Origin of the sequence: Burkholderia sp. LK4, assembly GCF_001043615.1 — a bacterium.
Lineage (GTDB): Bacteria > Pseudomonadota > Gammaproteobacteria > Burkholderiales > Burkholderiaceae > Burkholderia > Burkholderia cepacia.
On sequence record NZ_LDUL01000060.1, the window covers coordinates 31221 to 53254 of the forward strand.

Genomic DNA, 22034 nt, shown 5'->3' on the forward strand with positions numbered 1-22034 from the left:
ATTCGACGTTCGAAAGCGCTTTACGGCTCGTCATTCGCTGTTGATCGGCCACCCCGATCGCGATCGATCCCCCGTGCACGTCACGCGGCCTGCCGTAAAATCGGCCGGCCGGGACATTTCGACACAACGACCCCCGGTCCAAAAAACAAAGAGAGGGCACGCATGGGATTCGGATTCGGAAAACGCGGCGAATCAACCGGCAACTCGACGACCGACATGGCGAAAAGCCAACGGTCGCGAGCGAACGACAACTTCACCGCGGAGCTCGAGCTGCGTCGGGCATTTGCGGTATTTGAATGCTGTGCATCGCACGGCACATACGTCGACCTCAACGATGTGGATACCGGCTGGCGCCATCTGCGGGAAGAAGGCCGGGTGTCATCCGATCTGGAAGCCGCATGGAAAGAGCTGGACGGCATCCTGCTGACCTATGCCAATGCCGGGGTGCTCGCCGAACCGGACAAGGCGCGCGCCCGAAACCTGACGGATGACATCGAAGCACAACTCGATGCCGTACAGGGCAAGGTGGACGGCATGGTCGATGCCGTTGTCGCAATCAACGTTGCGCGGCTCAAATACCCTTCGAAGAGCTGGATCGTCGATGGCATATTCGCGGCCATATTCGGCGTGATAGGCGGTGCGATCCTCGGTACCCTGGCCGGCGAGCTTGCCGACCATACGCCGGCCGTCGGGAACGTCGTCTTCGGTCTCGTGATAATCGGTTCGGTACTCGTGGCGCGTTATCGCCATCGGCGGAAAATCGTCGCAGCCGACGAGAAAATTGCGCAGGCGCAAGCCGAACTCGACCGCATGGTCATTCGAAACCTGTCGCCTTCCGCGTATCCGCCGCCGATGACGGCTACGGGCACGACCTGAGTTCGCGTTTCGGATACGGCGACGCCAGTCGCAAACCTCTGCCGAAGTTGAATCCCGTCGCGCTGCTGGTGTTTGCCGCGCGTCACACCGAGTGCTCCGATGCGTGACCATTCGATCGAACGTCACGCCATTCTTCGCGCCGTCTTTGCCGACGATGCGCCATATCCCGACCTGACGCCGCGTCATGTCGCGCTGATGAGGCGGCTTCAGGTCATGTGGCTTCCGATCGAATCCGGTGCGCCGGGCATTGTTCCCGAGCCGCCACTGACGGGAACCGGCACGACGATCGATCTCGCCAAGGCGATCCTCGAAACGGGCGACGACGTGCTGGCCATTCGCACGCTGGCAGAACTCGGCCACGTCGTGCCCGAATTCGTCACGGTCGCGGGCACGTTGTCACCGGGGCAATACGTGATCCCGGCGGAACTGCGCGAGGCGTTCGATTTTCCGGAAAGCGGCGTTGACGCATCGGGGCGTTTCGAATTTCGCGCCGAGCATCTCGCGATACTGCAAGGGACCGTCTGGAGAACGCTCGACGATTACTCGATCGATGCGGTGCTGAAGCGCGATGACTTCTGGCCGCTGTCCTACATCGACGGCAAGCGGCCCTATGGGGAGTGCACGTACTTCCAGATCGACATGGCCGAACTGCTGGGGGAGCCTTATCAGTTCGATGCCGAGCGCAATCTGATCGAAGACGCGGAGAAGGATGCGCGCCTCGAGCGTCTTCACTACGAAACGCTCGCTGCGCTACAGGTATTTCTGATGCATGCCGAACTGACTGCGCCGGCTTGATGGCGCGAAGGCCCGGATCGAAGCAGCCGGACCGTCATCCACGTCAATCCCAATGCCGGTGATGGTAATACCCGCCGCCACCGTAATACCCACCACCGTCAGGCACCACGATACAGCCGCTCAGCAACACGGCGACGCTGGCAATCAGCAAAAGGGTCTTCTTCATCGGGTTCACCTGCTCGGGTTCAATATGAAACCCAGCATAGCGAGCGCCCGCAACACCGGCTGTAAGCGATCGTTTCCCTGCTCCGCAATCCGTAACGGCGGATTATTCCGGTCACAATGACCGTAACAAATCCCCAAACAGCAGACGTTTTCAGGCAGTGACGACCCTGTTTCGCCCCGTATCCTTCGCACGATACAGCGCGGCATCGGCGGCTTCGATCAACGCGTCGGGTGTGGAGAGATCGTCGGCCGCCACGGTCGCGCAGCCGACGCTCACGCTCACGCGTCCGGCGGGTGATGTCGGCATCGCGAGATCGAGCCGCAATACCGCCTCGCGCGCTTCCTCGGCGACGACCCGCGCGCCGCGCGCGCCCGTGTTCGGCAGCACGATCGCGAACTCCTCGCCGCCGTAACGCGCGACCATGTCCGCGGGCCGCCTCACCGCGCCGGCCAACGCATTCGCGACGGCAATCAGGCATGCGTCGCCCTTCACGTGACCGAACGCGTCGTTGTACGCCTTGAAGTGGTCGACGTCGACCATCAGCAGCGACAGCGGTTCGCCTTGCCGTCGCGACTGCAGGAACAGCGTGTGGAAGTGATCGTTGAAGTGCATGCGGTTGAACGCACCCGTCAGGCCGTCGCGCGCGGACGAACGGATCAGCGTCGCGTGCGCCTCGAACAGCCGCTGGTACAGCATCGTCACTTCCCACGCGAGCACGCACACGAGCACGCCCGGCGTGAACATGCTGAACACGCGCGCGAGATACCAGCCGACCGTGAAGCGATTGGTGCTCATCAGGTTCAGCGTGGTGTCGGTGACGCACGCGAGCACCGCGATCGCGAGCCATAGGTCGAGGGTCGTGCGCAGCCGGCCGGTGGCCAGCACGGCAACGAGCGCCAGCGCATTGAGCAGCCACACGACCAGCGCGACGGCGTTGACGGGCAGCACGGCCGCATCGCCCGGCGGATGAAACGCGGGCGGCAGCGACACGTTCAGCGCGAACAGGCACAGCAATCCCGCGACGACAGCCGGCCCGCCGATCAGCGCGAGTGTCCACCACCGTGTCTGCCGTGCGCCGACCGGTGCGCGCGCCAGCCGCGCGCGCGCGAGCAGCGCGACCATCACGAAACTCGGGAAGCCGGCATGCCAGAAGATCCACATCCACGCGGCGCTTTGCGGTTGCGCACCGAACAGCCCGTGCGGCGCGAATACGCCGGGAAAGGTGAGCAGCTGCAGCGCGACGGCGAGCGCGGTGAACGCGTAGGCGCCGCCGAGCGCGCCGAGCATCGGCTGGCGGGTCACGGTGAACTGCGCGCCGAGAAAGAACGCCGCGATGCTCGCGGTGGTGAACACGGTGAGCGCGCACATCGGCATGAACGGCTCGACGGCCGGCAGCGCGACGTTCGCGTGCGGCGCGGCGATCCCGAGCGCGAGCACGATGACGAGCGCCGTCAGTGTGCCGAACCAGAGCTGACGGCGTGTCGTGTGCTGGATCAGGATGCCTTCCATGGAGTTCCCCGGGCACGTACGCGGAAACGCCCGGTCTTGCGCCGGGCGACAGGCAGCCGGCCGCTGCGCGACCGGTGCGGCCTGATCCTATCGCGTTATGGTTGCGCGCTCAAACCCCGAGGCCGGGACCGAAGTTGCCGGCAACCCAGTGCGTGACGGCGTCGACGTCCGCGTAGTCCTGTTCGGGCAGCCCGTCGAGCATCGACAGCACTTCGTTGCTGGCGCCCGCGTCGCGGGCGGCATCGACGATCGCATCCTTGTTGGCCGGGTAGCGGACGGCCGCCAGCACGTCGGCGATCTGCAGGTCGATCGTTTCGTTGGGAATGTCGTGCGGAGGCTGGGCGGGCTGGTCGTTCACGGCGGCGTCTCGCGGAGTGAGCGGGTTGAGCGGAATCGGATCGAGGCGGAATTCGGGCGTATAACTGCGGGTGCGTACCGGGGCGCGTCATGCGTTCACACGCCAGGGCGGCCAGGCCGGCGTGCCCCGCGGATGAACGCCAGTCGACTCAATGCCCGCGTCGTACGCGGCGCCACGGATGCTTCCAGTCGATGTGCGGTGCGTTTTCGTCACGCGGATGCTGGCGCCGATGTTCCTGCCACAGTTCGTCGGAAAACAGCGCCGCCACGATCACGAGCGGCAGCACGAGGAAAATTCCGAGTATCACTTGCTCGAACACGATAGCCTCCTTGCGGTGGCAGGAACCCTTGCTCCCATTCTAGGCTCTGAACTTCGCCCGCGTTCAACTTCTTACAGTGCGAAACAGGCCGCGGAAGCGGCCTTGCCGCACCTGCGCCGGCATCAAAAAGGACATGAACATGCAACTCCAGAACGATACCAACACGCTCGCGCTGCGGCCGCTGGAGCGCCAGGACCTGCGCTTTGTCCACGAACTGAACAACGACGCAAAGATCATGCGCTACTGGTTCGAGGAGCCGTACGAAACCTTCTCGGAACTGTCACAACTGTACGACCGCCACGTGCACGACCAGCGCGAGCGCCGTTTCGTCGCGGTCGACGCGCAGGGCGAACTGGTCGGCCTCGTCGAACTGATCGAGCTCGACTACATCCATCGCCGCGGCGAGTTCCAGATCATCATCGCGCCGCAATGCCAGGGGCGCGGTTACGCGGGCCAGGCGACGCGCCTCGCGATCGAGTACGCGTTCAAGGTGCTGAACATGCGCAAGCTGTACCTGATCGTCGATACGTCGAATGCGGCGGCGATTCACGTGTACGAAAAATGCGGATTCCAGCACGAGGCCGAGTTGAAGGAAGAATTTTTCGGAAACGGCGCGTATCACAACGCTTATCGCATGTGCATCTTTCAACGCGATTATTTCGACCGCCAGCAATCCAGTCCGAACAAGGCAGGGTAAACGCGCTGGCGAAAGGCGCTTGCAGCGGGGTTTTCGCGGGCGCCGAATACATTCGGGAAACTACGGATAAATACGGATTCGCTTATGCCTGGCATTTTTCTTGTATCAGGTATTTGCGATTCCGCACTGCGGTAAAGTGGATTCGTTTTCGAATGACTTTATGTGCGGCGCATCAAAATGATCCGGATGACGAAATGGATTATCCAAACCGTTCAATCGCTGCAATGTAACTTGGATGAAAGCCCTGTCGGATAACGCTTTCCGCCCGGCGTGACGGGCCTGTCCGCCGCGCAACGGGGGTTGCCCGCCGCGCGTGCCGCGCGAAAAACAGGCTGCGCACGGGGTGCGACAATCCGCCGCTATTGCGGTCGCACAACAAATGTGCTTGCTATCGCTTGCCGGTCTTCTAAAGTGAAAAACGCGGTTCACGATCACCTTTAAACACATAGCTAACCCAAGCCTGGTGTCCGCAAGCCTGGAGACAGAACATGATGAAGCGTACCGGTATCCTTTTTGCCCTCGTCGGCGCATTTTGCGCGGTGTCGATTGCCCAGGCGGGCGGCGATTCGGCCGTCAAGCCGGCGCAGGAAATCCAGTTGACGAAGAATGCATGGGGCTGCCTGTCGAAAGACAATCTGGACTCCGTACTGAGTCACGAACGTGACGGCAAGTCGCAGGCGAAGCAGCAATACTTCGACGACTACCGCTGCCTGTCGGTACCGGAAGGCCAGCGTTTCCGCGTCGTGTCGGTCGACCAGGGCGACGTGCAGTTCGTCAGCGCCGACAACAGCGACCAGCAGGGTCTCTGGACCGATTCGCGCTTCGTCAAGCAGTAACCGCCAGTAACCGCCCATCCACCGCGCAGTCGCACGACGCGCGAGCGCGCCGGCCCGATGAGCGGGCGGCGCGAACCGAACACGGCCCGGCACATGCCGGGCCGTTGCGCTGTGGGTGGCGCATGACACGCGCCGGACGGCGCGCATTCGGTATCATCACGGCCCGACCGAACCGAATGCCCGCCCGGGCCGTATCCGCATGGCGCTGAAATCCACGATCTACAAAGCCGAACTGCAAATCGCCGACATGGATCGGCATTACTACGCCGATCACGCGCTGACGGTGGCGCGTCATCCGTCGGAAACCGACGACCGGATGATGGTGCGCATCGTCGCGTTCGCGCTGTTCGCGCACGAGCGGCTCGAATTCTGCAAGGGGCTGTCGGACGTCGACGAGCCCGATCTGTGGCAGAAGGACCTGACGGGCGCGATCGACGTCTGGATCGAAGCCGGCCAGCCCGACGAGCGGCGCATCTCGAAGGCGGCCGGCCGCGCCGGGCAGGTCACCGTGATCGCGTACGGCGGCAAGACGTCGGATATCTGGTGGCAGGGCGTGCGTAGCAAGGTCGAGCGGTTGCGCAACGTGCAGGTGCTGTCGCTGGCCGACGGCGTCGCGGCCGCGCTCGGGCGGCTCGCGGAGCGCTCGATGCGCCTGCAGTGCACGGTGCAGGACGGCACCGCGTGGATCTCGAGCGCCGACCACGATCCGGTCGCGGTCGAATGGACGGTGCTGAAGGCGCGCGCAGACGCATGACGGCCCGCGCGCCGGCCGCGTTCAGCCGATCGCGGCCGGCGGCCCCTTGAATTCGAGCATGTTGCCTTCCGGGTCGAACAGGTAGATCGACGGCCCGTAGCCGCCGGCGCCGTAGCGTTCCGCCGGCGCGCCCGGCCGTGCGCCGTGTGCGGCGAAATGGGCGGTCAATGCGTCGGGATCGAACGGCTCGACGCGCAGGCACAGGTGATCGAGATTGCGCCCCGTGCCGGGCGGGCCGCTGTCAGGGCGGTCGATCGGGCCGCCGACCGACAGCAGGTCGATCAGTGCATCACCGGCGCGTAGCTGCACGAGGCCCAGGTCGGGCTGTTCCTTTTCCACATGGCAGCCGACGGCGTCGCAGTAAAAGCGCGTCATCGCGGCCATGTCGGTCACGCGCAGCACGATGTGATCGATCGCGCGGATGGTGGGTTTCATGGGCAGGCGCTCCTTCGCAGTCGACGAGCATCGAGTGTAGACGCATCGCGCCTGCGCCGCCCGCCGGAACGCGGCACAATCGACGGACGAAAAAAAGCCCGTTCACGCAAAGCGGAACGGGCTTAATCCATATCAGGAGGAGACATGGAGGAGACAGTTCCAACTATACACACGGCGATGGTGCGACGCAATATTCCGAATGCAAAAAAACGTCAGGACGGCGATTTGTCGCATCCGCAGTGCAGCAAAATAGTGACGGGACGATGACGAAAACCGCGCTGCAGCAGCCGGCGCGCGCGTTTCGCCGGACTTATTTCCGGGTGATGCGCCCCTGATTATCCGGGGCGAATCACAGAGCAAGATTCAGGGCGCGACGGCACGTGCCGATGTCTAGAGTAGGCACCATCTACACTAGAGAGTGCGAGGTTCAGATGAAAACCGCCTATCCGACCGATGATGCCCGCTGGGGCGCCGTGACCGAGCGCGATCCGCATGCGGACGGCGCGTTCTTCTACGCCGTGCGCACGACCGGCGTGTTCTGCCGTCCGACCTGTGCGTCGCGGCTGCCGCGCCGCGAAAATGTGTCCTTCTTCGCCGATCCGGCCGCCGCGCGCGCGGCCGGTTTCCGGCCCTGCAAGCGCTGCCAGCCGGAAGGGCTGCCGCGCGAGCTCGAGATCGTCAACCGCGCGTGCGCGGTGCTCGACGCGCATGCCGAGCGGCTCACGCTGCAGCAGCTGAGCGATGCCGTGCACGTGAGCCCGTTTCATCTGCAGCGGCTTTTCAAGCGCGTGGTCGGCGTGTCGCCGCGGCAGTACCAAGCCGCGCAGCGCGGCGCCGCGCTGCGGCAGGCGTTGCAAAGCGGGCAGCCGGTCACGCAGGCGGCCGTCGACGCGGGTTTCAACTCGCCGTCGCGACTCTATGCGTCGGTGCCGCGCGAGCTCGGGATGGCACCGTCGGCGTTCCGCCGCCAGGGTGCCGGCCTGCGGATCGACTTTGCGACCGCCTCGACGTCGCTCGGTACGGTGCTCGTCGCGGCGACCGGGCAGGGCATCTGCCGGATCGCGTTCGGCGACGAACCGGCCGCGCTCGTCGGCGAGCTGAAGGACGCGTTCGCGCGCGCCGAGCTGGTCGAAGCGTCGGCACGGCTCGCGCCGTTCGTCGCGCAGATCCGCGCGTACCTGGACGGCACGCGGCACGCGTTCGACCTGCCGCTCGACATCGCGCCGACCGCCTTCCAGCAGCGCGTGTGGGAAGCGCTGACGCATATTCCGTACGGCGAAACACGCAGCTACTCGGAGATCGCCGAGGCGCTGGGCGCGCCGCGCGCGGTGCGCGCCGTCGCGTCCGCGTGCGCGTCGAACCCGGTCGCGCTCGCGATCCCGTGCCACCGCGTCGTACAAAAGGGCGGCGCGCTGTCCGGGTATCGTTGGGGCGTGCGCCGCAAGGCGACGCTGCTTGCCGCCGAGGCGCGTCACGTGCACGACGATGAAACCGAATCCGTCGCGGAGGGCAGCGCAGCTTGAGCATCGCAAGAACGACGATTACGTCCATCGTGAACGGCGGCCGCGTGCCGCCGTCCGCGCAAATGGAACTGCGCTTCAATGCGCCTTACGACTGGGCGCGCGTCCTGCGCTTCTTCAGCGGGCGCGCGATTCCGGGCGTCGAGCAGGTGGCGGGCGGCGTGTATCGCCGCATCGTCGACCTGCACGGCGACGCCGGCCGGCTCACGGTCGCGAAACATCCGCGCAAGCATTGCCTGGTCGCGACGGTCGAAGGCGCGGTCGCGCGTCATGTCGATGATGCGTTCGCCGCGCGCGTCGCGACGATGTTCGACCTCGGCGCCGATCCGGCCGTCATCGGCAGCGGGCTGGCGCGCGATCCGTGGTTCGCGCCGCTCGTCGAGGCCGCGCCGGGGCTGCGCGTGCCGGGTGCGTGGTCGGGGTTCGAACTGGCCGTGCGCGCGATCGTCGGCCAGCAGGTGAGCGTGAAGGCCGCGACGACGATCGTCGGCCGGCTCGTCGAGCGGGCCGGCGAGCGCGTGGTTCACGAAGACGACGGTGCGCCCGCTTGGCGTTTTCCGACACCGGAGGCGCTGGCCGCCTGCGATCTCGACAAGATCGGGATGCCCGGCAAGCGGGTCGCGGCACTGACGGGCACGGCGCGCGCGGTGGCGGCCGGCGACGTGCCGGTCGATCGCGAGCACGCCGATCTCGCGACGCTGCGCGGTGCGTGGCTCGATCTGCCCGGCATCGGCCCGTGGACCGTCGAATACATCGCGATGCGCGCATGGCGCGATCCGGATGCGTGGCCGGCCTCCGATCTCGTGCTGATGCAATCGATCGCCGCACGCGATCCGGCGCTCGACCGGCTCGCGACCCAGAAGCGTCGCACCGAAGGCTGGCGGCCGTGGCGCGCGTACGCGGCGCTGCATTTGTGGAACGAAGTGGCCGACCGGGCGGGCGGCGCGCGCGGCGGGTGAGGGCAACTGCCGATCACTGAGTTGCGCGGCCGGGTGCGACCCGGCGAAGCCGCGATGCAACCCGTCGCGCAAGCCGCGCCGGTGTTCGTTGGCTACCGCCGGACTTCGACCGTCAAGGCTATTTCTCGAATCCGTCGTCCGCCCGATGCCGGGCGCACGACGCACACTTTCGCCTCTCTCCGCGGTCGATTCGGCGGCACGGTTGCACCTGCCGTCCCCCGTTCGCGCGTCACGTTCCGTCGGACGAATGCGCTCAACCGGCGTGCCCGTCGCCGCCGCCCGGAACCGGTGGGAGATGCGGCGATCGCCGCGACCGGCCCGTCCGGCGGCCCGCTCCGGCCCGTGCACCCTGCCCGGCGCCACCTCAAGCGCGGGTTTCGGCGAGATGTTAAAGTGCCCGCTACCAACGAAGCGACCAACAATCCAGCCGGCCGCGCGCGGCGTTCTGCGCGCGGCCGTCACGCACTTGCGTCTCCATGTCGAACACCATGACTCACCGCCAGTCCGAACTGCTGCTGAATCGCCTCGAAGCACTGAGCTCGGGCCCGACGCGGCAGCATCTGCCCGACGGCCTGCGCGGCATCGAAAAGGAAAGCCTGCGCGTGACGCGCGACGGGATGATCGCGTTCACGCCGCATCCGCGCGCGCTCGGTTCGGCGCTCACGCATCCGGCGCTGACGACCGACTATTCCGAAGCGCTGATCGAGCTGATCACGCCCGCGGAACGCGACGCCGCGATCACGCTCGAACGCCTCGACGATCTGCATCGCTACGTCTATGCATCGCTCGGCGACGAGATGCTGTGGAACGACTCGATGCCGGGCCTGCTGCCGGCCGACGACCAGATCCCGATCGCCGACTACGGCACGTCGAACATCGGCCGCCTGAAGACGGTGTACCGGCGCGGCCTCGCGTATCGCTACGGCCGCACGATGCAGTGCATCGCCGGCATCCACTACAACTACTCGCTGCACGAGGAAGTGTGGCGGCGCCTGCACGCGGAAGAAGGGTCGACGGCCACGCTCGTCGATTACCAGTCGGAGCGCTATCTCGCGCAGATCCGCAACTTCCGCCGCCGCAGCTGGCTGTTGATGTACCTGTTCGGCGCATCGCCCGCGCTCGACACGAAGTTCCTGCGCGGCAAGCCGCACAGGCTCGACACGTTCGACGCCGATACGCTGTACCTGCCGTATGCGACGAGCCTGCGGATGAGCGATCTCGGCTACTCGAACACGACCGCCCAGGCCGCGCTGCACGTCGACTACAACACGCTGCCCGGTTATCTCGACGCGCTGTCGAAGGCCGTGAGCGAGCCGTATCCGGCGTACGAAGCCATCGGCACGCATCGCGACGGCGAGTGGATTCAGATCAACACGAACGTGCTGCAGATCGAAAACGAGTTCTACTCGACGATCCGGCCGAAGCGCGTCACATATTCGGGCGAGCGTCCGCTGCATGCGCTCGCGTCGCGCGGCGTGCAGTACATCGAGGTGCGCTGTCTCGACATCGATCCGTTCGAGCCGACCGGCATCGCACTGGAAACCGCGCGCTTCATCGACGCCTTCCTGCTCGCGTGCGCGCTCGACGAGAGCCCGGTGCTCGACTGCCCCGCGTACCAGGAGGCGAACGCGAACTTCGGCAGCGTGACGATGGAAGGGCGCAAGCCCGGGCTCACGCTGCAGCGCGACGGTGCGCCGATCACGCTGCAGGCGTGGGCGGACGAACTGATGGGCGATATCGAAACCGTCGGCCGCCGTCTCGACGAAATCCGCGGCGGCGACGAACATGCGCGCGCGATCGCCGCGCAGCGCGAGAAGCTCGCCGATCCGGAGCGCACGCCGTCCGCACGCGTGCTGCGCACGATGCGCGAGCACGGGCAGTCGTTCCTCGGGTTCGCGCTGGCGCAGAGCGAAGCGCATGCCGCGCATTTCCGCGCGCACCCGCCGTCGGCGGAGACACTGCGCACCGAGCAGGCGCTCGCCGCGAAGTCGCTCGCCGAGCAGGCCGAGCTCGAAGCGAAGGAGGCCGGATCGTTCGACGCATTCGTCGCGGCCTATCGCGCGTATACGCTGAACCGCTTCAGCGTGTGATGCCTGGCGCACGCGCACCGCGTCGATCGGCGCGGTGCGCGCTGCGTCCTCCGTCGCCGGTCGGTGTGCGCCGTGGCGCCCCCGATCCGGGTCGATCCACCTTTAGTGGTGTGCGTACGTGCCGCGATCGATCGCGTGCGGCTGCGCCGGCTTGCCCGATTCCACGTTTGCGCCGCCGTCGCTGCCGTAGCCGGCGTCCGCGCCGCGTGCCTGCGCGGCACGGTGCATGATCGCCTGCATCTTTTCCGGAAAGTCGGGACTGCTTGCCAGGCTCGTCCGGTAGCCGGCGGCCTGCAGCTCCACGAGTTCCTGGCGGACCTCGGCGCGCGTCAGCGTCGATGCGGCCTGCGCGTGCGCGGCGAAGGCCGCGCCGATCAGCACGCATGCGCATACGGCTTGTTTCATCGTCTTCATCGTGTTCACTCCGTGAGGTTCCGGTGCCGTGCCGTGACCGGCGCGGGCGGAATCGATGCAGCCAGTCTAGGCTTCGGATGCCAAACGAAACATCCCGGCCGCCGTCAGGCACCTTTGCCGCATGTGCAACATTGCGCGGGTAAGCCGCGCGTGACGGGCATCCTGTCGAACGCGACAGCGGCCCGCCCGCTGCCTGTCAGCCTGCGGCGGCGGGCTCGTACCGGGTCGGCACGCATCGGGCTTGTCCTCCTTGTAGAAGCGCCCCGCGCCTCCTAACCTCTTTTAAGCGACCGATCGGTTGGCCGTGCGACGTCGTTGCGTGCACAAGCGCCTGAGCGCCGTCGCGATTGCGGAAGGACCGCTTTGCACCGAATCCGGGGCGCCGCCGCGCCAGCCCCGGGTCGACTTTGGAGACGCGATGAATCCCACCGACGCCCTGCCGCCCGGCATTGTCTTCGCGCAGCCGTTGACGCCGGTCGCCAACTCGCTGCTGCTGTCCTTCCTCGTCGCCGCGATCCCGATCGCCGTCGCGCTGATCGCGCTGGGCGTGCTGCGCCGCCCCGCGTGGCAGGCGTCGCTCGCCGGGCTGGTCGCCGGCCTCGCGGTCGCGATCGGCGCGTGGGGGATGCCGGCCGGGCTCGCGTTCAACGCGGTCGGCGCGGGCATGGCGCTCGCGGTCGTGCCGGTGATGTGGATCGTCTTCAACGCGCTGCTGCTGTACAACATCGCGGTGAAGTCGGGCCGTTTCGACCAGTTCCGGCAGTGGATGCTCGACAACCTGCCCGACGATCGGCGTCTCGTGCTGCTCGTCGTCGCGTTCTCGTTCGGCTGCCTGCTCGAAGGAATCTCGGGATTCGGCACGCCGGTCGCGATCACGAGCGCACTCCTGATCGCGCTCGGCTTCCCCGCGCTCGAAGCGCTCACCTATACGCTGCTGTTCAACACGGCGCCGGTCGCGTTCGGCGCGCTCGGCGTGCCGATCACCGTGCTCGGCGCGGTGACGTCGCTGCCGCCCGCGACACTCGCACAGATGGTCGGCCGCCAGTTGCCGTTCTTCGCGCTGCTGTTGCCGTTCTACGTGGTCGGCGCGTACGGCGGGCTGCGCTCGATCTCGAAGCTGTGGCCCGCGCTGCTCGTGTCGGGCGGCAGTTTCGCGATCGCGCAGTTCGTCACGTCGAACTTCCTCGGCTACCAGCTCACCGACGTGCTGTCGTCGCTCACGTCGCTGATCGTCACGATCGGTTTCCTCCAGGTGTGGAAGCCGCAACCCGATCCGCAATACGCGCTCGCGCGCAGCGTGCCCGCAACGGCCGGTGCCGCCCGCGCGGGTTTCGGCGGCTGGCTGCCGTGGCTCGTCGTGTCGGTGGTCGTGATCGTGTGGGTACACGCGAACGTCGCGGCGATCGGCGACGTGAAGATCAAGTGGCCGGGCCTGCACAACGCGGTGTTCGTGTCGCTGTACCACAAGCCGTATGCGGCGATCTGGGACTTCCAGCCGCTCGGCACGGGCACCGCGATCCTGCTCTCGGCGATCATCACGGCCGCGCTGACGCGCACCGGTATCGGTGCGTTCCTCGAATGCGTGGTCAAGACCTGGCGGCAGACGTGGATCGCGATCGTCACGGTGATGATGATCGTCGGGCTCGCGTACCTGCTGAACTACTCGGGAATCAGCTATACGCTCGGCACCGGCGTCGCGTCGACGGGGGCGCTGTTCCCGCTGGTGTCCGCGTCGCTCGGCTGGATCGCCGTGTTCCTGTCCGGCAGCGACACGTCGGGCAACGCGCTGTTCGGCAACCTGCAGGTCGTGGCCGCGCGGCAGCTCGGCCTCGATCCGGTGCTGATGGCCGCGACCAACTCGTCGGGCGGCGTGATGGGCAAGATGATCTCGCCGCAGAACATCGCGACGGGCGTGTCGACGACGGACCTGAAAGGGCAGGAAGGTGTCGTGTTTGCGCGCACCTTCTGGCACAGCGTGATTCTCACGCTGCTGCTCGGCGTGCTGGTGTTCCTGCAGCAGCACGTGCTGACGTGGATGATTCCGGCACTGCCGAAATGAGGTGAGCGCAACGACAGAAGGAAGGCACGAGGAAAAACGAGGGAAGGCGCGGGAAAAGCGCCGGCAAAGTGCGGAACCGGCGAACGCGCGGCAGTTCAGCGCGCGTTCGCCCGCCGCGCCGTTCGTCCTGCTTCATCCGCCCCGGCTGCCGAGGCCACCGCAGCCGTGTTGCCGTCGGCCGGCAGGATGCACGCGAGAAACGCGTCGATCGCGGGGCTCTGGCGGCGCGCCTTCAGGTAGTACACGTATTCGTCGATCGTCGTGTCGACGCCGCGCAGCGCGATCACGCGCAGGTCGGGATGGCGCTCGGCCTCGCCGAGCGGAAACAGGCTGCCGCCCACGCCGTGCAGGATCGCCTCGCGGATCGCTTCGCGGCTGCCGATCTCGGCCATCGATACGGCCGCGACGCCGGCCGCCGCGAGGATCGTCTCCGTGCAGCGGCGCGTCACCGAGCCTTCCTCGCGAATCAGCAGCCGCACGTCGGCGAGCTGCGCCGGATCGATCGCGTCGAAACGCGCGAGCGGATGCGTGCGATGCACGACGAGCACGAGCGGGTCGGTCGAGATCACCTTGCGTTCGAGGCCTTCGGCGTCGTTGCGCTGCGACGATACCGCGAGATCGATGCGGAATTCCTGCAGCGCCTGCAGGATTTCCTCGGAGTTGCCGATCCGGCACGTGAGCGCGATCGACGGATGCGCGTTCGAGAAGCGGCCGACCGCGTCCATGATGTAGTACGGCCCCGTCGCGCCGATCCGCAGGTGCCCTTCGAACAGGCCGCCGACGTTGCGCAGCATGATGTCGGCCTGCGCCTCGAGCGCGATCATCTTCTCGACGAGCGGCAGCAGCTCGATACCCGTCTCGGTGACCTCGAGCTTGCGGCCGCTGCGGTAGAACAGCTCGACGCCGTACAGCTGCTCGACCTGCCGGATCTGCGCGGCAATCGTCGGCTGGCTCACGCCCAGGTGGCGCGCGGCGCGCGTGATGCTGCCCTGCCGGACGGTCGCGTGGAACGCCTTCAGCTGATCGAACACGACTCGGCTTCTCCCCTCTTCATCGCGCGTCAGCGTAGCGCATGCGTGTGTCGGCCGCATGAAAGGCGCGTCGTGCGCCGCTTCGAAAAAAAGCTGGGGGTGAGCGCAAGAAACCTGCTGGAACCGGTCACGGCCGGGACATGCCGGTGCGGGGTAATAGCGCGTAACACATCGACCGCCGGCCCCGCTCGACCGGCGCCCCACTCCTACCGACAACAGGGTTCCCTTCATGTCTTCGAACAATCGACGCGATTTCCTGCGCCTCGCCGCGCAGTCGGCCGGTGCGATGGCCGCCTACGCGGGCTTCCCGCCCGCGATCCGCAATGCGCTGGCGATGCCGGCCGCCTACCGCACGGGCACGATCCGCGACGTCGAGCACGTCGTGATCTTCATGCAGGAAAACCGTTCGTTCGACCATTACTTCGGCGGGCTGCGCGGCGTGCGCGGCTTCAACGACCCGCGCCCGCACCTGCTGCCGAGCGGCGCACCGGTGTGGCAGCAGCCACCGGCATCGGTGTTCACGAAGAACTACCATTCGCGCGGCCTCGATCCGTCGGCGCCGTACGTGCTGCCGTTCTACCTCGATCCGAAGCAGACGACCGAGTTCCAGCCGGGCACCAACCACGGCTGGAGCAGCGGCCACCTGTCCTGGAACAACGGCCAGTGGGACCAGTGGGTGAACCAGAAGCAGGACGTGCTGACGATGGGCTACCTGAAGCGCCAGGACCTCACGTACCACTACGCACTGGCCGACGCGTTCACGATCTGCGATTCGTACTTCTGTTCCGCGCACGCCGACACCGCGCCGAACCGCATCTACCTGTGGACCGGCACGGTCGACCCGCGCAACATCTACGGCACCCCGCCGAACGGCCCGGGCATCGGCGAGCGCGACGACGTGAACGGCTACACGTGGACGACCTACGCCGAGCGCCTCGAGAACGCGAAGATCAGCTGGAAGGTGTACCAGGGCGGCACGGGCATCCCGGGCGACCCGACCGACAACTACACCGACAACTCGCTGATGTTCTTCAAGAAGTTCCAGGTGAAGGAAGGCGCGAGCGGCCCGCTGGTCGACAAGGGCGCGTCGGACCACACGCTCGCCGAGCTGAAGGCCGACGTGCAGGCGAACCGGCTGCCGCAGGTGTCGTGGATCGTCGCGCCGTACAAGTACAGCGAGCACCCGCAGGCGTCGCCGACCGACGGCGCGTTCTACATCAACATGGTGCTCGAGGCGCTGACGTCGAACCCGGAGGTGTGGGCGAAGACGGTGTTCATCCTCAACTACGACGAGAACGACGGGCTGTTCGATCACGTCGTGCCGCCGGTGCCGCCGGTCACGAGCGGCGTGGGCGGCCAGGGCATCGTGTCGTCGAACCTGCTGTCGAACCTAGGCGACGAGCTGCTCGACCTGAACAGGTACCCGGGCGAAATGAGCCCGCTCGTGCCGGGCGCGGACCCGGGCGGCATCCAGCCGATCGGCCTCGGGCCGCGCGTGCCGCTGATCATCATCTCGCCGTGGACGAAGGGCGGCTGGGTCTGCTCGGAGACGTTCGACCATACGTCGGTGCTGCGTTTCCTCGAAGCGCGCTTCGGCGTGAAGGAACCGAACATCAGCGCATGGCGCCGCTCGATCTGCGGCGACCTCACGTCGGCGTTCGACTTCTCCGCGCGCCCCGACACGCGCACGGTGAGCTTCACGGTGCCGCAGCACATCGCGACGGCCGGCCAGGCGTACCAGGTGCCCGCGCAGCAGGCGATGCCGGCGCAGGAACCCGGCACGCGGCCGGCGCGGGCGCTGCCGTACGAGCTGTTCGTACACAGCCGCGTGAGCGGCCATGACGACAGCGTGTCGCTCGACTTCGCGAACACCGGCGACGCGGGTGCGGCGTTCTACGTGTACGACCGCCGCAATCCGGCGACGCCGCCGCGTCGTTATGCGGTGTCCGCGCGCGATCGCTTCGTCGACACGTGGAACACGTCTGCCGCGCGCGGCGATTACCATCTCGCGGCATACGGCCCGAACGGCTATCTGTGCGAGTTCCAGGGCAACACGCGGCTCGCGGCCGACGGGCGGCACGCGAACCCCGAAGCGCGGATCGGCTACGACGTGCGCAACTGTCACGTGTACCTGCAACTGCGCAACAGCGGCCGCGCGACCTGCCGCGTGACGGTCGACAATGCGTACAGCCATGCGCATGCGCGCACCTACACGCTGGAGCCGGGCGAACGCGTCGAGGATCACTTCGCGCTGTCGTCGAGTCACGGCTGGTACGATCTGACGATTACCGCGACGACGCTGCGCGGCGGCGACGACAAGGTCGTGCGCCGCTTCGCGGGCCACGTCGAGACGGGCCGGCCGAGCCACAGCGATCCGGGGCCGGTGAAGCACACGACGGCCTGACGACCGTCACGCGTCGCGCGATGCGGGCGAGGTCGGCCCGCCGCGCGAGCACCGCCTGCCGCCTGCATCCCGGTACGTGGAATTGGCTTTTGGAAACTGAAAACTGTTGACAATGTGGCGGGCCGAGGGTATACAAGGATCATTCGCCGATATGGCGCCCTCGTTCCCTACCGCAGCCTTGCTGCCTGCCCGACCATGACAGCCCCGAACGCGCTCAGCGCCATCGAACTCCTGCAAAGCCAGTCGCTCGCGATGATCGTCCAGGACATGCTCGAGCGCGCGATCGTCTCCGGCGAATACGCACCCGGCGAGAAGCTCAACGAAGTCGAGATCGCGACCAGGCTGAACGTGTCGCGCGGCCCCGTGCGCGAAGCGTTCCGGGCGCTCGAGCAGGCCGGCCTGCTGCGTAACGAGAAGAACCGCGGCGTGACGGTGCGCGTCGTGCCGCTGCGCGAGGCCGAGGAGATCTATGAAGTGCGCGCGATGCTCGACGAGTCGGTCGCGCGCGCGCTCGCGAAGCGCATCTCGCCCGACACGCTGAAGGTGCTGAAGGGCATCATCCAGTCGATGAAGGACGCCGCGAAGACCCACGACGTCACGCGCTATACGGAGCTGAACGTGCAGTTCCACGACGCGATGGTCGTCGGCGTCGGCAATACGCACCTCACCGATACCTACCGCCGGCTGGTGCGCCAGCTCGGGCTGCTGCGCCAGGCCGCGATCGAGGCCGAGGAAGACGCGATCGCGGTGTCCGCCGCCGAGCACGACAAGATCGTGCAGGCGCTCGCACGGGGCGACGAGGAGCAGGCGGTCGCGCTGGTGCGCGAGCACGTTTCGCATGGCCTTGCGCGGATGCGCCGAACGCACGAGCAGGGGCTGCCCGCGACGGGCAAGGCGGCGCGGGAGAAGGCTGGCGCGTGAGTGGGGGCGGCGGGCGTCATCGCACATTGATGACGAAAGAGCGTTGACCGGGCGCTCACCGCCTTCCGTTCTTGCATTGCGAGTTTCGGCTGGCTTGCTGGTCGCATCGGACAGGCGTAGCCCCGGTCGAAATCGAAGGCGCCCGGGCTGAATGCAAGGATCGCCGGCAGGCGATCATTTGCCGCGTCGTTTATCAAAGGCATCGTCCAGAACCCAGCCCGTGCCGGATTCGCAGTGCACTTCCGTGTACGCGTAAATTTTGGCAACACGATCCGTCAATGGAACACAGGATTCACCTTTCCTGACCGTAAAGATCGGCTGGGTCCTATCGTCGTTGGGCTCGGCAAACGCAGGCATGTTCTGAAGCGCTGTCCACTTCTCGTCTTTATATTTCGAGCACGCACCGATCGTCATGGTGAGTGCGGCGAATAGCAGAAGGCGCATCATTTTTTGGGATATCGTCGGATTCCAATCAGGCGTTTCGAGTGGCGCAGACCGGTCATCAAATCCGCAGGGGCTATGATGCCCGGCAGTTGCCACCTTGGGTCATAAGCCAGAATTCCCGCCTTGCCCAGTAATTCGGCTATGTTCGACGAGCAATTGTTGTCGACGAGCGAGTATGGCTTGTTTTCATGTCGACGGCGTTTAATCTCGGAAACAATGATCTTCTTCTCGTCCTCGGAGCTGTTGAGGAGATAGCCGATCGTATCGCGTTGCATCCTGGTTTGCTGGCGATTCAGATAGCTCCGGATGTTATCGACGTCCCACCCCGGATGCGCCCTGCCATATACGATTCCGTCGATTGCGATCGCGGCATGTCCGAACTGGGATCCTCTCGAGATGGATCGAGAGTCGCTAATCAGGATTTCGACGGTTGCTGACGAATGCATGAAGGATGAATTGAATTGATTATCTATCGAATTAACGAAATCCTATCATGATGATCTTGATTGCAAAATCGAGACATTTAATCGAAAAATAAATATTCGATAGATGGTAAATCCATTTGTTAATTATGTCTGTATTGGGACATGTCTCATCGATGCGCAGTAAATTGGATGACGGGTTGCCTGTTTTGCGGGAATCACGATGGGGGAGATTGGACTTGCTCCATGGACGGGATTTCCTCGCTTGCCAATCGGGCGAGGCGAGGGCTCAAAAAAGCCGGCGGCGGGATAGCGCTTGGCGTGTCGCCCGGGTTTTCCTGATCCCCCGCGCATGGTGCCCTCCCGTCACGCCTTGTCCGCCTTCCCCGCCGCGCTCGCAAACTTCGCGAGCCACGTATCGACGGCCGCCGGCTGCCGGCTCTCGTCCTCCGCGCGCTCCTTGCGGCGGATCGCATTGCGCACGACATGCGCGCCGACATAGCGGATCGGCTCCGGCGGGAAATGGCCGAGCGGGCCGCGCACGATCGGGCTGCGCGTCCATGCGTTGTCGAGGCCGAGCACCAGCGACGACAAAATCTGCCCGCCCATGTAGGTCGGCCCCACGCCGTTGCCCGAATAGCCGAAGCCGTAGAACACGTTCGGCGCATCGTCCAGGCGGCCGAAGAAGGGGAAGCCGGTGACCGATCGATCCGACGGCCCGTTCCAGCTCGCCGTGACCGGCACGCCCGCGAGCGACGGGAAGAATTCGCGCAGGCTTTGCGTGAGCTGCGCCTCGTATGGCGAACGCCGGTCGAACACCGGTGCGATGCGGCTGCGCCACGAGAACGTGTTGCCGCCCTTGCCGAGCATCAGCCGCCCGTCGGCGGTGGTGCGGTAGTAGTAGACGAAGATCCGCGAATCGAGCACCGACACGCCGTCCACGAGCCCGGTCTTCTCGAGCAGTTCCGGGCATTTCTCGGTGATGACCATGTCGCTCGACACGACCGCGATCGTGCGTTCGAACTGCGGGAAGCGGCTCGCCATCCATGCGTTGATCGCGAACACGAGCTTGCCCGCGCTCACGCTGCCCGACGGCGTGCGCACGACGGCCGGCTGGCCGGGCGTGAAGTCGAGCATCGGCGTGCGCTCGTGGATCCGGATGCCCATCGCAAGCGCGACGCGGCGCAGCCCGCGCACGAGCTTGCCGGGATGCACGGTCGCGGCGATCGGCGAGTAGACGCCGTCGAGGTTGCGTGCGGAACCCGAGCGGCGCGCGACTTCGGCGGGCGGCAGCGGCTCGTAGCTGTGGATGCCGCACGCGGCGAGCGCATCGAGTACCGGCGCGAGCGTGCCGACCTGCGCGCGCGACGTCGCGGTGTACAGCGTGCCGTCGAGCCGCAGCTCGGCATCGATGTCGTGCGCGCGGCAGAAATCGGCGATGTGCTGCACGGCCGCTTCGGAGGCCTTCACGAGCCGGATCGCCTCGGCTTCGCCGAACAGCCGCCGCAGCGTCAGGAATTTCGCGGACCACGTGAGCAGGCAGCCGCCGTTGCGGCCGCTCGCGCCCGCGCCGCACAGGTCGGCCTCGACGATCGCGATGTCGAGCGCGGGGTTCTGCTGCTTGGCCTGGATCGCGGTCCAGAGCCCGGTGAAGCCGCCGCCGACGATGCAGACGTCGGCCCGCGTCGCACCTTGCAGCGCCGGGGCGAGATCGCCGTCGTTGAACAGCGCTTGTTCGATCCAGAAGGGTCGCATGGGAGGGTTCGCCGAAAAGGGGCCGTGCCGTGCACGGCACGGGAAAAGCGGCCGCCGCATGCGAACGTGCACGCGGCGGGGTACGTCACATCACGTCACGTCGTATTGCGTCACGTCAGGCCGCCGCTTCGGCCGATACGCGGCGCACGCCCATCGCTTTCAGCGTGTCGGCGATCGCGGCGACGGCGCCCGGGATGCCGGCTTCGCCGAAGTGGCCGATGCAGCCGACCCGGAACGTCTCGACCTCGGTGAGCTTGCCCGGATACAGGATGTAGCCGCGTTTCTTGACCTCCTGGTAGAACCGCTTGAAGTCGTAGTTCGGATCGTCCGGCGCATGGAACGTGACGATGATCGGCGCCTGGATCGCCGGATCGAGGAATGGCCGGAAGCCGAGCGCGAGCATCCCGTCGATCAGCGCGCGCGTGTTGCGCTGGTAGCGGCCGCCGCGCGCGGCGAGCCCGCCTTCGTCGACGTATTGCGCGACGGCCGCGTCGAGCGCCGCGACCACGTGGGTCGGCGGCGTGAAGCGCCACTGCGTCGTGCGCTGCATGTAGACCCACTGGTCGTACAGGTCCATCGCGAGCGAATGGCTGTTGCCTTCGCAGCGTTCGAGCGTGCTGCGCTTCGCGATCACGAAGCCGAGCCCCGGCACGCCTTCGAGGCATTTGCCGGACGCGGCGATCACCGCATCGAACGGCGTCGTGCGCGCGTCGATGTCGATCGCGCCGAACGAGCTCATCGCATCGACGATCAACGCGCGGCCGTGCTTCGCGACGACCTGCGCGATCTCGTGCAGCGGGTTCAGCACGCCGGCGCCCGTCTCGCAGTGCACGAGTGCGACGTGCGTGATGGACGGATCGGCGGCGAGCGTGCGCTCGACGTCGGCCGGATCGACGCGGCGATCCTCGCTGTAGTCGATCGTCGTGAGCTTGCGGCCGAGCACGCGGCAGATCTTCGCGATGCGCTGACAGTACGCGCCGTTGTTCGGCACGAGCACGTGGCCGTCGCGCGGCACGAGCGTGCCGATGGCCGCCTCGACGGAGAACGTGCCGCTGCCTTGCAGCGGCACGCATTCGTGCGTGCCTTCGCCGTGCACGATCTGCAGCAGGCGTTCGCGCAGCCGCGCGGTGATCGTGTTGAAGTCGCTGTCCCACGATCCCCAGTCGCGCAGCATCGCGTCGCGCGTGCGGTCGGAGGTGGTCAGGGGGCCGGGGGTGAGCAGGATGGGCTGGGCAGCGAGCGTCATGGTGTCTCCTCGATGAAGTCGGGA

At 66.4% G+C, this 22034-nt stretch carries 22 protein-coding genes; 11 read left to right on the top strand and 11 right to left on the bottom strand.

Features of this window, described 5'->3' with window-relative positions:
* Nucleotides 1–162 precede the first annotated feature (162 nt).
* Together VK92_RS27640 and VK92_RS27645 are read left to right on the top strand one after the other, a co-directional pair.
* The gene (locus VK92_RS27640) at nt 163–876 is read left to right on the top strand and encodes a hypothetical protein (protein ID WP_048468211.1); all 714 of its coding nucleotides are present in this window, start codon (nt 163–165) and stop codon (nt 874–876) included.
* Nucleotides 877–975: 99 nt separating this feature from the next.
* Entirely contained in the window at nt 976–1671 is a 696-nt protein-coding gene (locus VK92_RS27645; protein ID WP_053076308.1) for a hypothetical protein, read from the top strand.
* A 43-nt stretch (nt 1672–1714) separates the two neighbouring features.
* Here the strand turns inward: VK92_RS27645 and VK92_RS43330 are convergent, their stop codons facing one another.
* The 4 genes from VK92_RS43330 to VK92_RS42600 form a co-directional block, all read right to left on the bottom strand.
* Nucleotides 1715–1837 (bottom strand): hypothetical protein, encoded by a 123-nt coding sequence (locus VK92_RS43330; protein ID WP_269431974.1) that lies wholly within the window; start codon nt 1835–1837, stop codon nt 1715–1717.
* Nucleotides 1838–1987: 150 nt separating this feature from the next.
* Entirely contained in the window at nt 1988–3346 is a 1359-nt protein-coding gene (locus tag VK92_RS27650; RefSeq protein ID WP_048025602.1) for a sensor domain-containing diguanylate cyclase, read from the bottom strand.
* 109 nt (nt 3347–3455) lie between these two features.
* Nucleotides 3456–3704, bottom strand: a complete 249-nt coding sequence (locus tag VK92_RS27655; RefSeq protein ID WP_027788809.1) for a DUF2795 domain-containing protein — start codon at nt 3702–3704, stop codon at nt 3456–3458.
* 148 nt (nt 3705–3852) lie between these two features.
* A complete protein-coding gene (locus VK92_RS42600) occupies nt 3853–4023 on the bottom strand; it encodes a hypothetical protein (RefSeq protein ID WP_039364617.1) in 171 nt (56 codons plus the stop codon).
* 139 nt (nt 4024–4162) lie between these two features.
* Here VK92_RS42600 and speG point away from each other — a divergent pair, with 139 nt between their 5' ends.
* The 3 genes from speG (at nt 4163) to VK92_RS27675 (ending at nt 6310) form a co-directional block, all read left to right on the top strand.
* Nucleotides 4163–4720: a spermidine N1-acetyltransferase gene (speG, locus tag VK92_RS27665; RefSeq protein WP_042973815.1), complete on the top strand. Its 558-nt coding sequence runs from the start codon at nt 4163–4165 to the stop codon at nt 4718–4720.
* Nucleotides 4721–5208: 488 nt separating this feature from the next.
* Nucleotides 5209–5556: a surface attachment protein Sap1 gene (gene sap1, locus VK92_RS27670; RefSeq protein ID WP_021157977.1), complete on the top strand. Its 348-nt coding sequence runs from the start codon at nt 5209–5211 to the stop codon at nt 5554–5556.
* 199 nt (nt 5557–5755) lie between these two features.
* Nucleotides 5756–6310 (top strand): YaeQ family protein, encoded by a 555-nt coding sequence (locus VK92_RS27675; RefSeq protein WP_021157976.1) that lies wholly within the window; start codon nt 5756–5758, stop codon nt 6308–6310.
* A gap of 21 nt (nt 6311–6331) precedes the next feature.
* Here the strand turns inward: VK92_RS27675 and VK92_RS27680 are convergent, their stop codons facing one another.
* A complete protein-coding gene (locus VK92_RS27680; protein ID WP_011353604.1) occupies nt 6332–6745 on the bottom strand; it encodes a VOC family protein in 414 nt (137 codons plus the stop codon).
* Nucleotides 6746–7176: 431 nt separating this feature from the next.
* Here VK92_RS27680 and ada point away from each other — a divergent pair, with 431 nt between their 5' ends.
* The 3 genes from ada to gshA all read left to right on the top strand — a co-directional run bounded on the left by ada (nt 7177) and on the right by gshA (nt 11314).
* Nucleotides 7177–8268, top strand: a complete 1092-nt coding sequence (ada, locus tag VK92_RS27685; RefSeq protein ID WP_048025603.1) for a bifunctional DNA-binding transcriptional regulator/O6-methylguanine-DNA methyltransferase Ada — start codon at nt 7177–7179, stop codon at nt 8266–8268.
* Nucleotides 8265–9224 (top strand): DNA-3-methyladenine glycosylase family protein, encoded by a 960-nt coding sequence (locus VK92_RS27690; protein ID WP_021157974.1) that lies wholly within the window; start codon nt 8265–8267, stop codon nt 9222–9224. Before ada ends, VK92_RS27690 begins: the two co-directional genes overlap by 4 nt.
* Nucleotides 9225–9700: 476 nt before the next feature.
* A complete protein-coding gene (gshA, locus tag VK92_RS27695) occupies nt 9701–11314 on the top strand; it encodes a glutamate--cysteine ligase (protein ID WP_048025604.1) in 1614 nt (537 codons plus the stop codon).
* Between the two features lie 102 nt (nt 11315–11416).
* Here gshA and VK92_RS27700 read toward each other — a convergent pair whose 3' ends face one another.
* Entirely contained in the window at nt 11417–11728 is a 312-nt protein-coding gene (locus VK92_RS27700; RefSeq protein ID WP_048025607.1) for a DUF4148 domain-containing protein, read from the bottom strand.
* A gap of 418 nt (nt 11729–12146) precedes the next feature.
* On the opposite strand from VK92_RS27700, the gene VK92_RS27705 reads away from it, so the two are divergent.
* Nucleotides 12147–13787, top strand: a complete 1641-nt coding sequence (locus tag VK92_RS27705; protein WP_021157971.1) for an L-lactate permease — start codon at nt 12147–12149, stop codon at nt 13785–13787.
* A 95-nt stretch (nt 13788–13882) separates the two neighbouring features.
* Here the strand turns inward: VK92_RS27705 and VK92_RS27710 are convergent, their stop codons facing one another.
* The gene (locus VK92_RS27710) at nt 13883–14818 is read right to left on the bottom strand and encodes a LysR family transcriptional regulator (RefSeq protein ID WP_048025605.1); all 936 of its coding nucleotides are present in this window, start codon (nt 14816–14818) and stop codon (nt 13883–13885) included.
* Nucleotides 14819–15047: 229 nt separating this feature from the next.
* Here VK92_RS27710 and VK92_RS27715 point away from each other — a divergent pair, with 229 nt between their 5' ends.
* Both VK92_RS27715 and VK92_RS27720 read left to right on the top strand, forming a co-directional pair.
* Complete coding sequence (locus VK92_RS27715) at nt 15048–17222, top strand: phosphocholine-specific phospholipase C (RefSeq protein ID WP_048027960.1); 2175 nt, start codon at nt 15048–15050, stop codon at nt 17220–17222.
* 195 nt (nt 17223–17417) lie between these two features.
* Entirely contained in the window at nt 17418–18143 is a 726-nt protein-coding gene (locus VK92_RS27720) for a phosphonate utilization associated transcriptional regulator (protein WP_048025648.1), read from the top strand.
* Nucleotides 18144–18317: 174 nt separating this feature from the next.
* Here VK92_RS27720 and VK92_RS27725 read toward each other — a convergent pair whose 3' ends face one another.
* The 4 genes from VK92_RS27725 to VK92_RS27740 all read right to left on the bottom strand — a co-directional run bounded on the left by VK92_RS27725 (nt 18318) and on the right by VK92_RS27740 (nt 22010).
* On the bottom strand, nt 18318–18590 hold the full coding sequence (locus VK92_RS27725) for a hypothetical protein (protein ID WP_048025647.1): 273 nt from the start codon (nt 18588–18590) through the stop codon (nt 18318–18320).
* A complete protein-coding gene (locus VK92_RS43335) occupies nt 18587–19033 on the bottom strand; it encodes a lipoprotein N-acyltransferase Lnb domain-containing protein (RefSeq protein WP_053076309.1) in 447 nt (148 codons plus the stop codon). The genes VK92_RS27725 and VK92_RS43335 overlap by 4 nt, the downstream gene beginning before the upstream one ends.
* A 342-nt stretch (nt 19034–19375) precedes the next feature.
* Nucleotides 19376–20764, bottom strand: coding sequence for an FAD-dependent oxidoreductase (locus VK92_RS27735; RefSeq protein ID WP_048025646.1), 1389 nt, complete (start codon nt 20762–20764; stop codon nt 19376–19378).
* Nucleotides 20765–20879: 115 nt separating this feature from the next.
* Nucleotides 20880–22010, bottom strand: coding sequence for a 2-aminoethylphosphonate--pyruvate transaminase (locus VK92_RS27740; RefSeq protein ID WP_048025645.1), 1131 nt, complete (start codon nt 22008–22010; stop codon nt 20880–20882).
* Between the last annotated feature and the right edge of the window lie 24 nt (nt 22011–22034).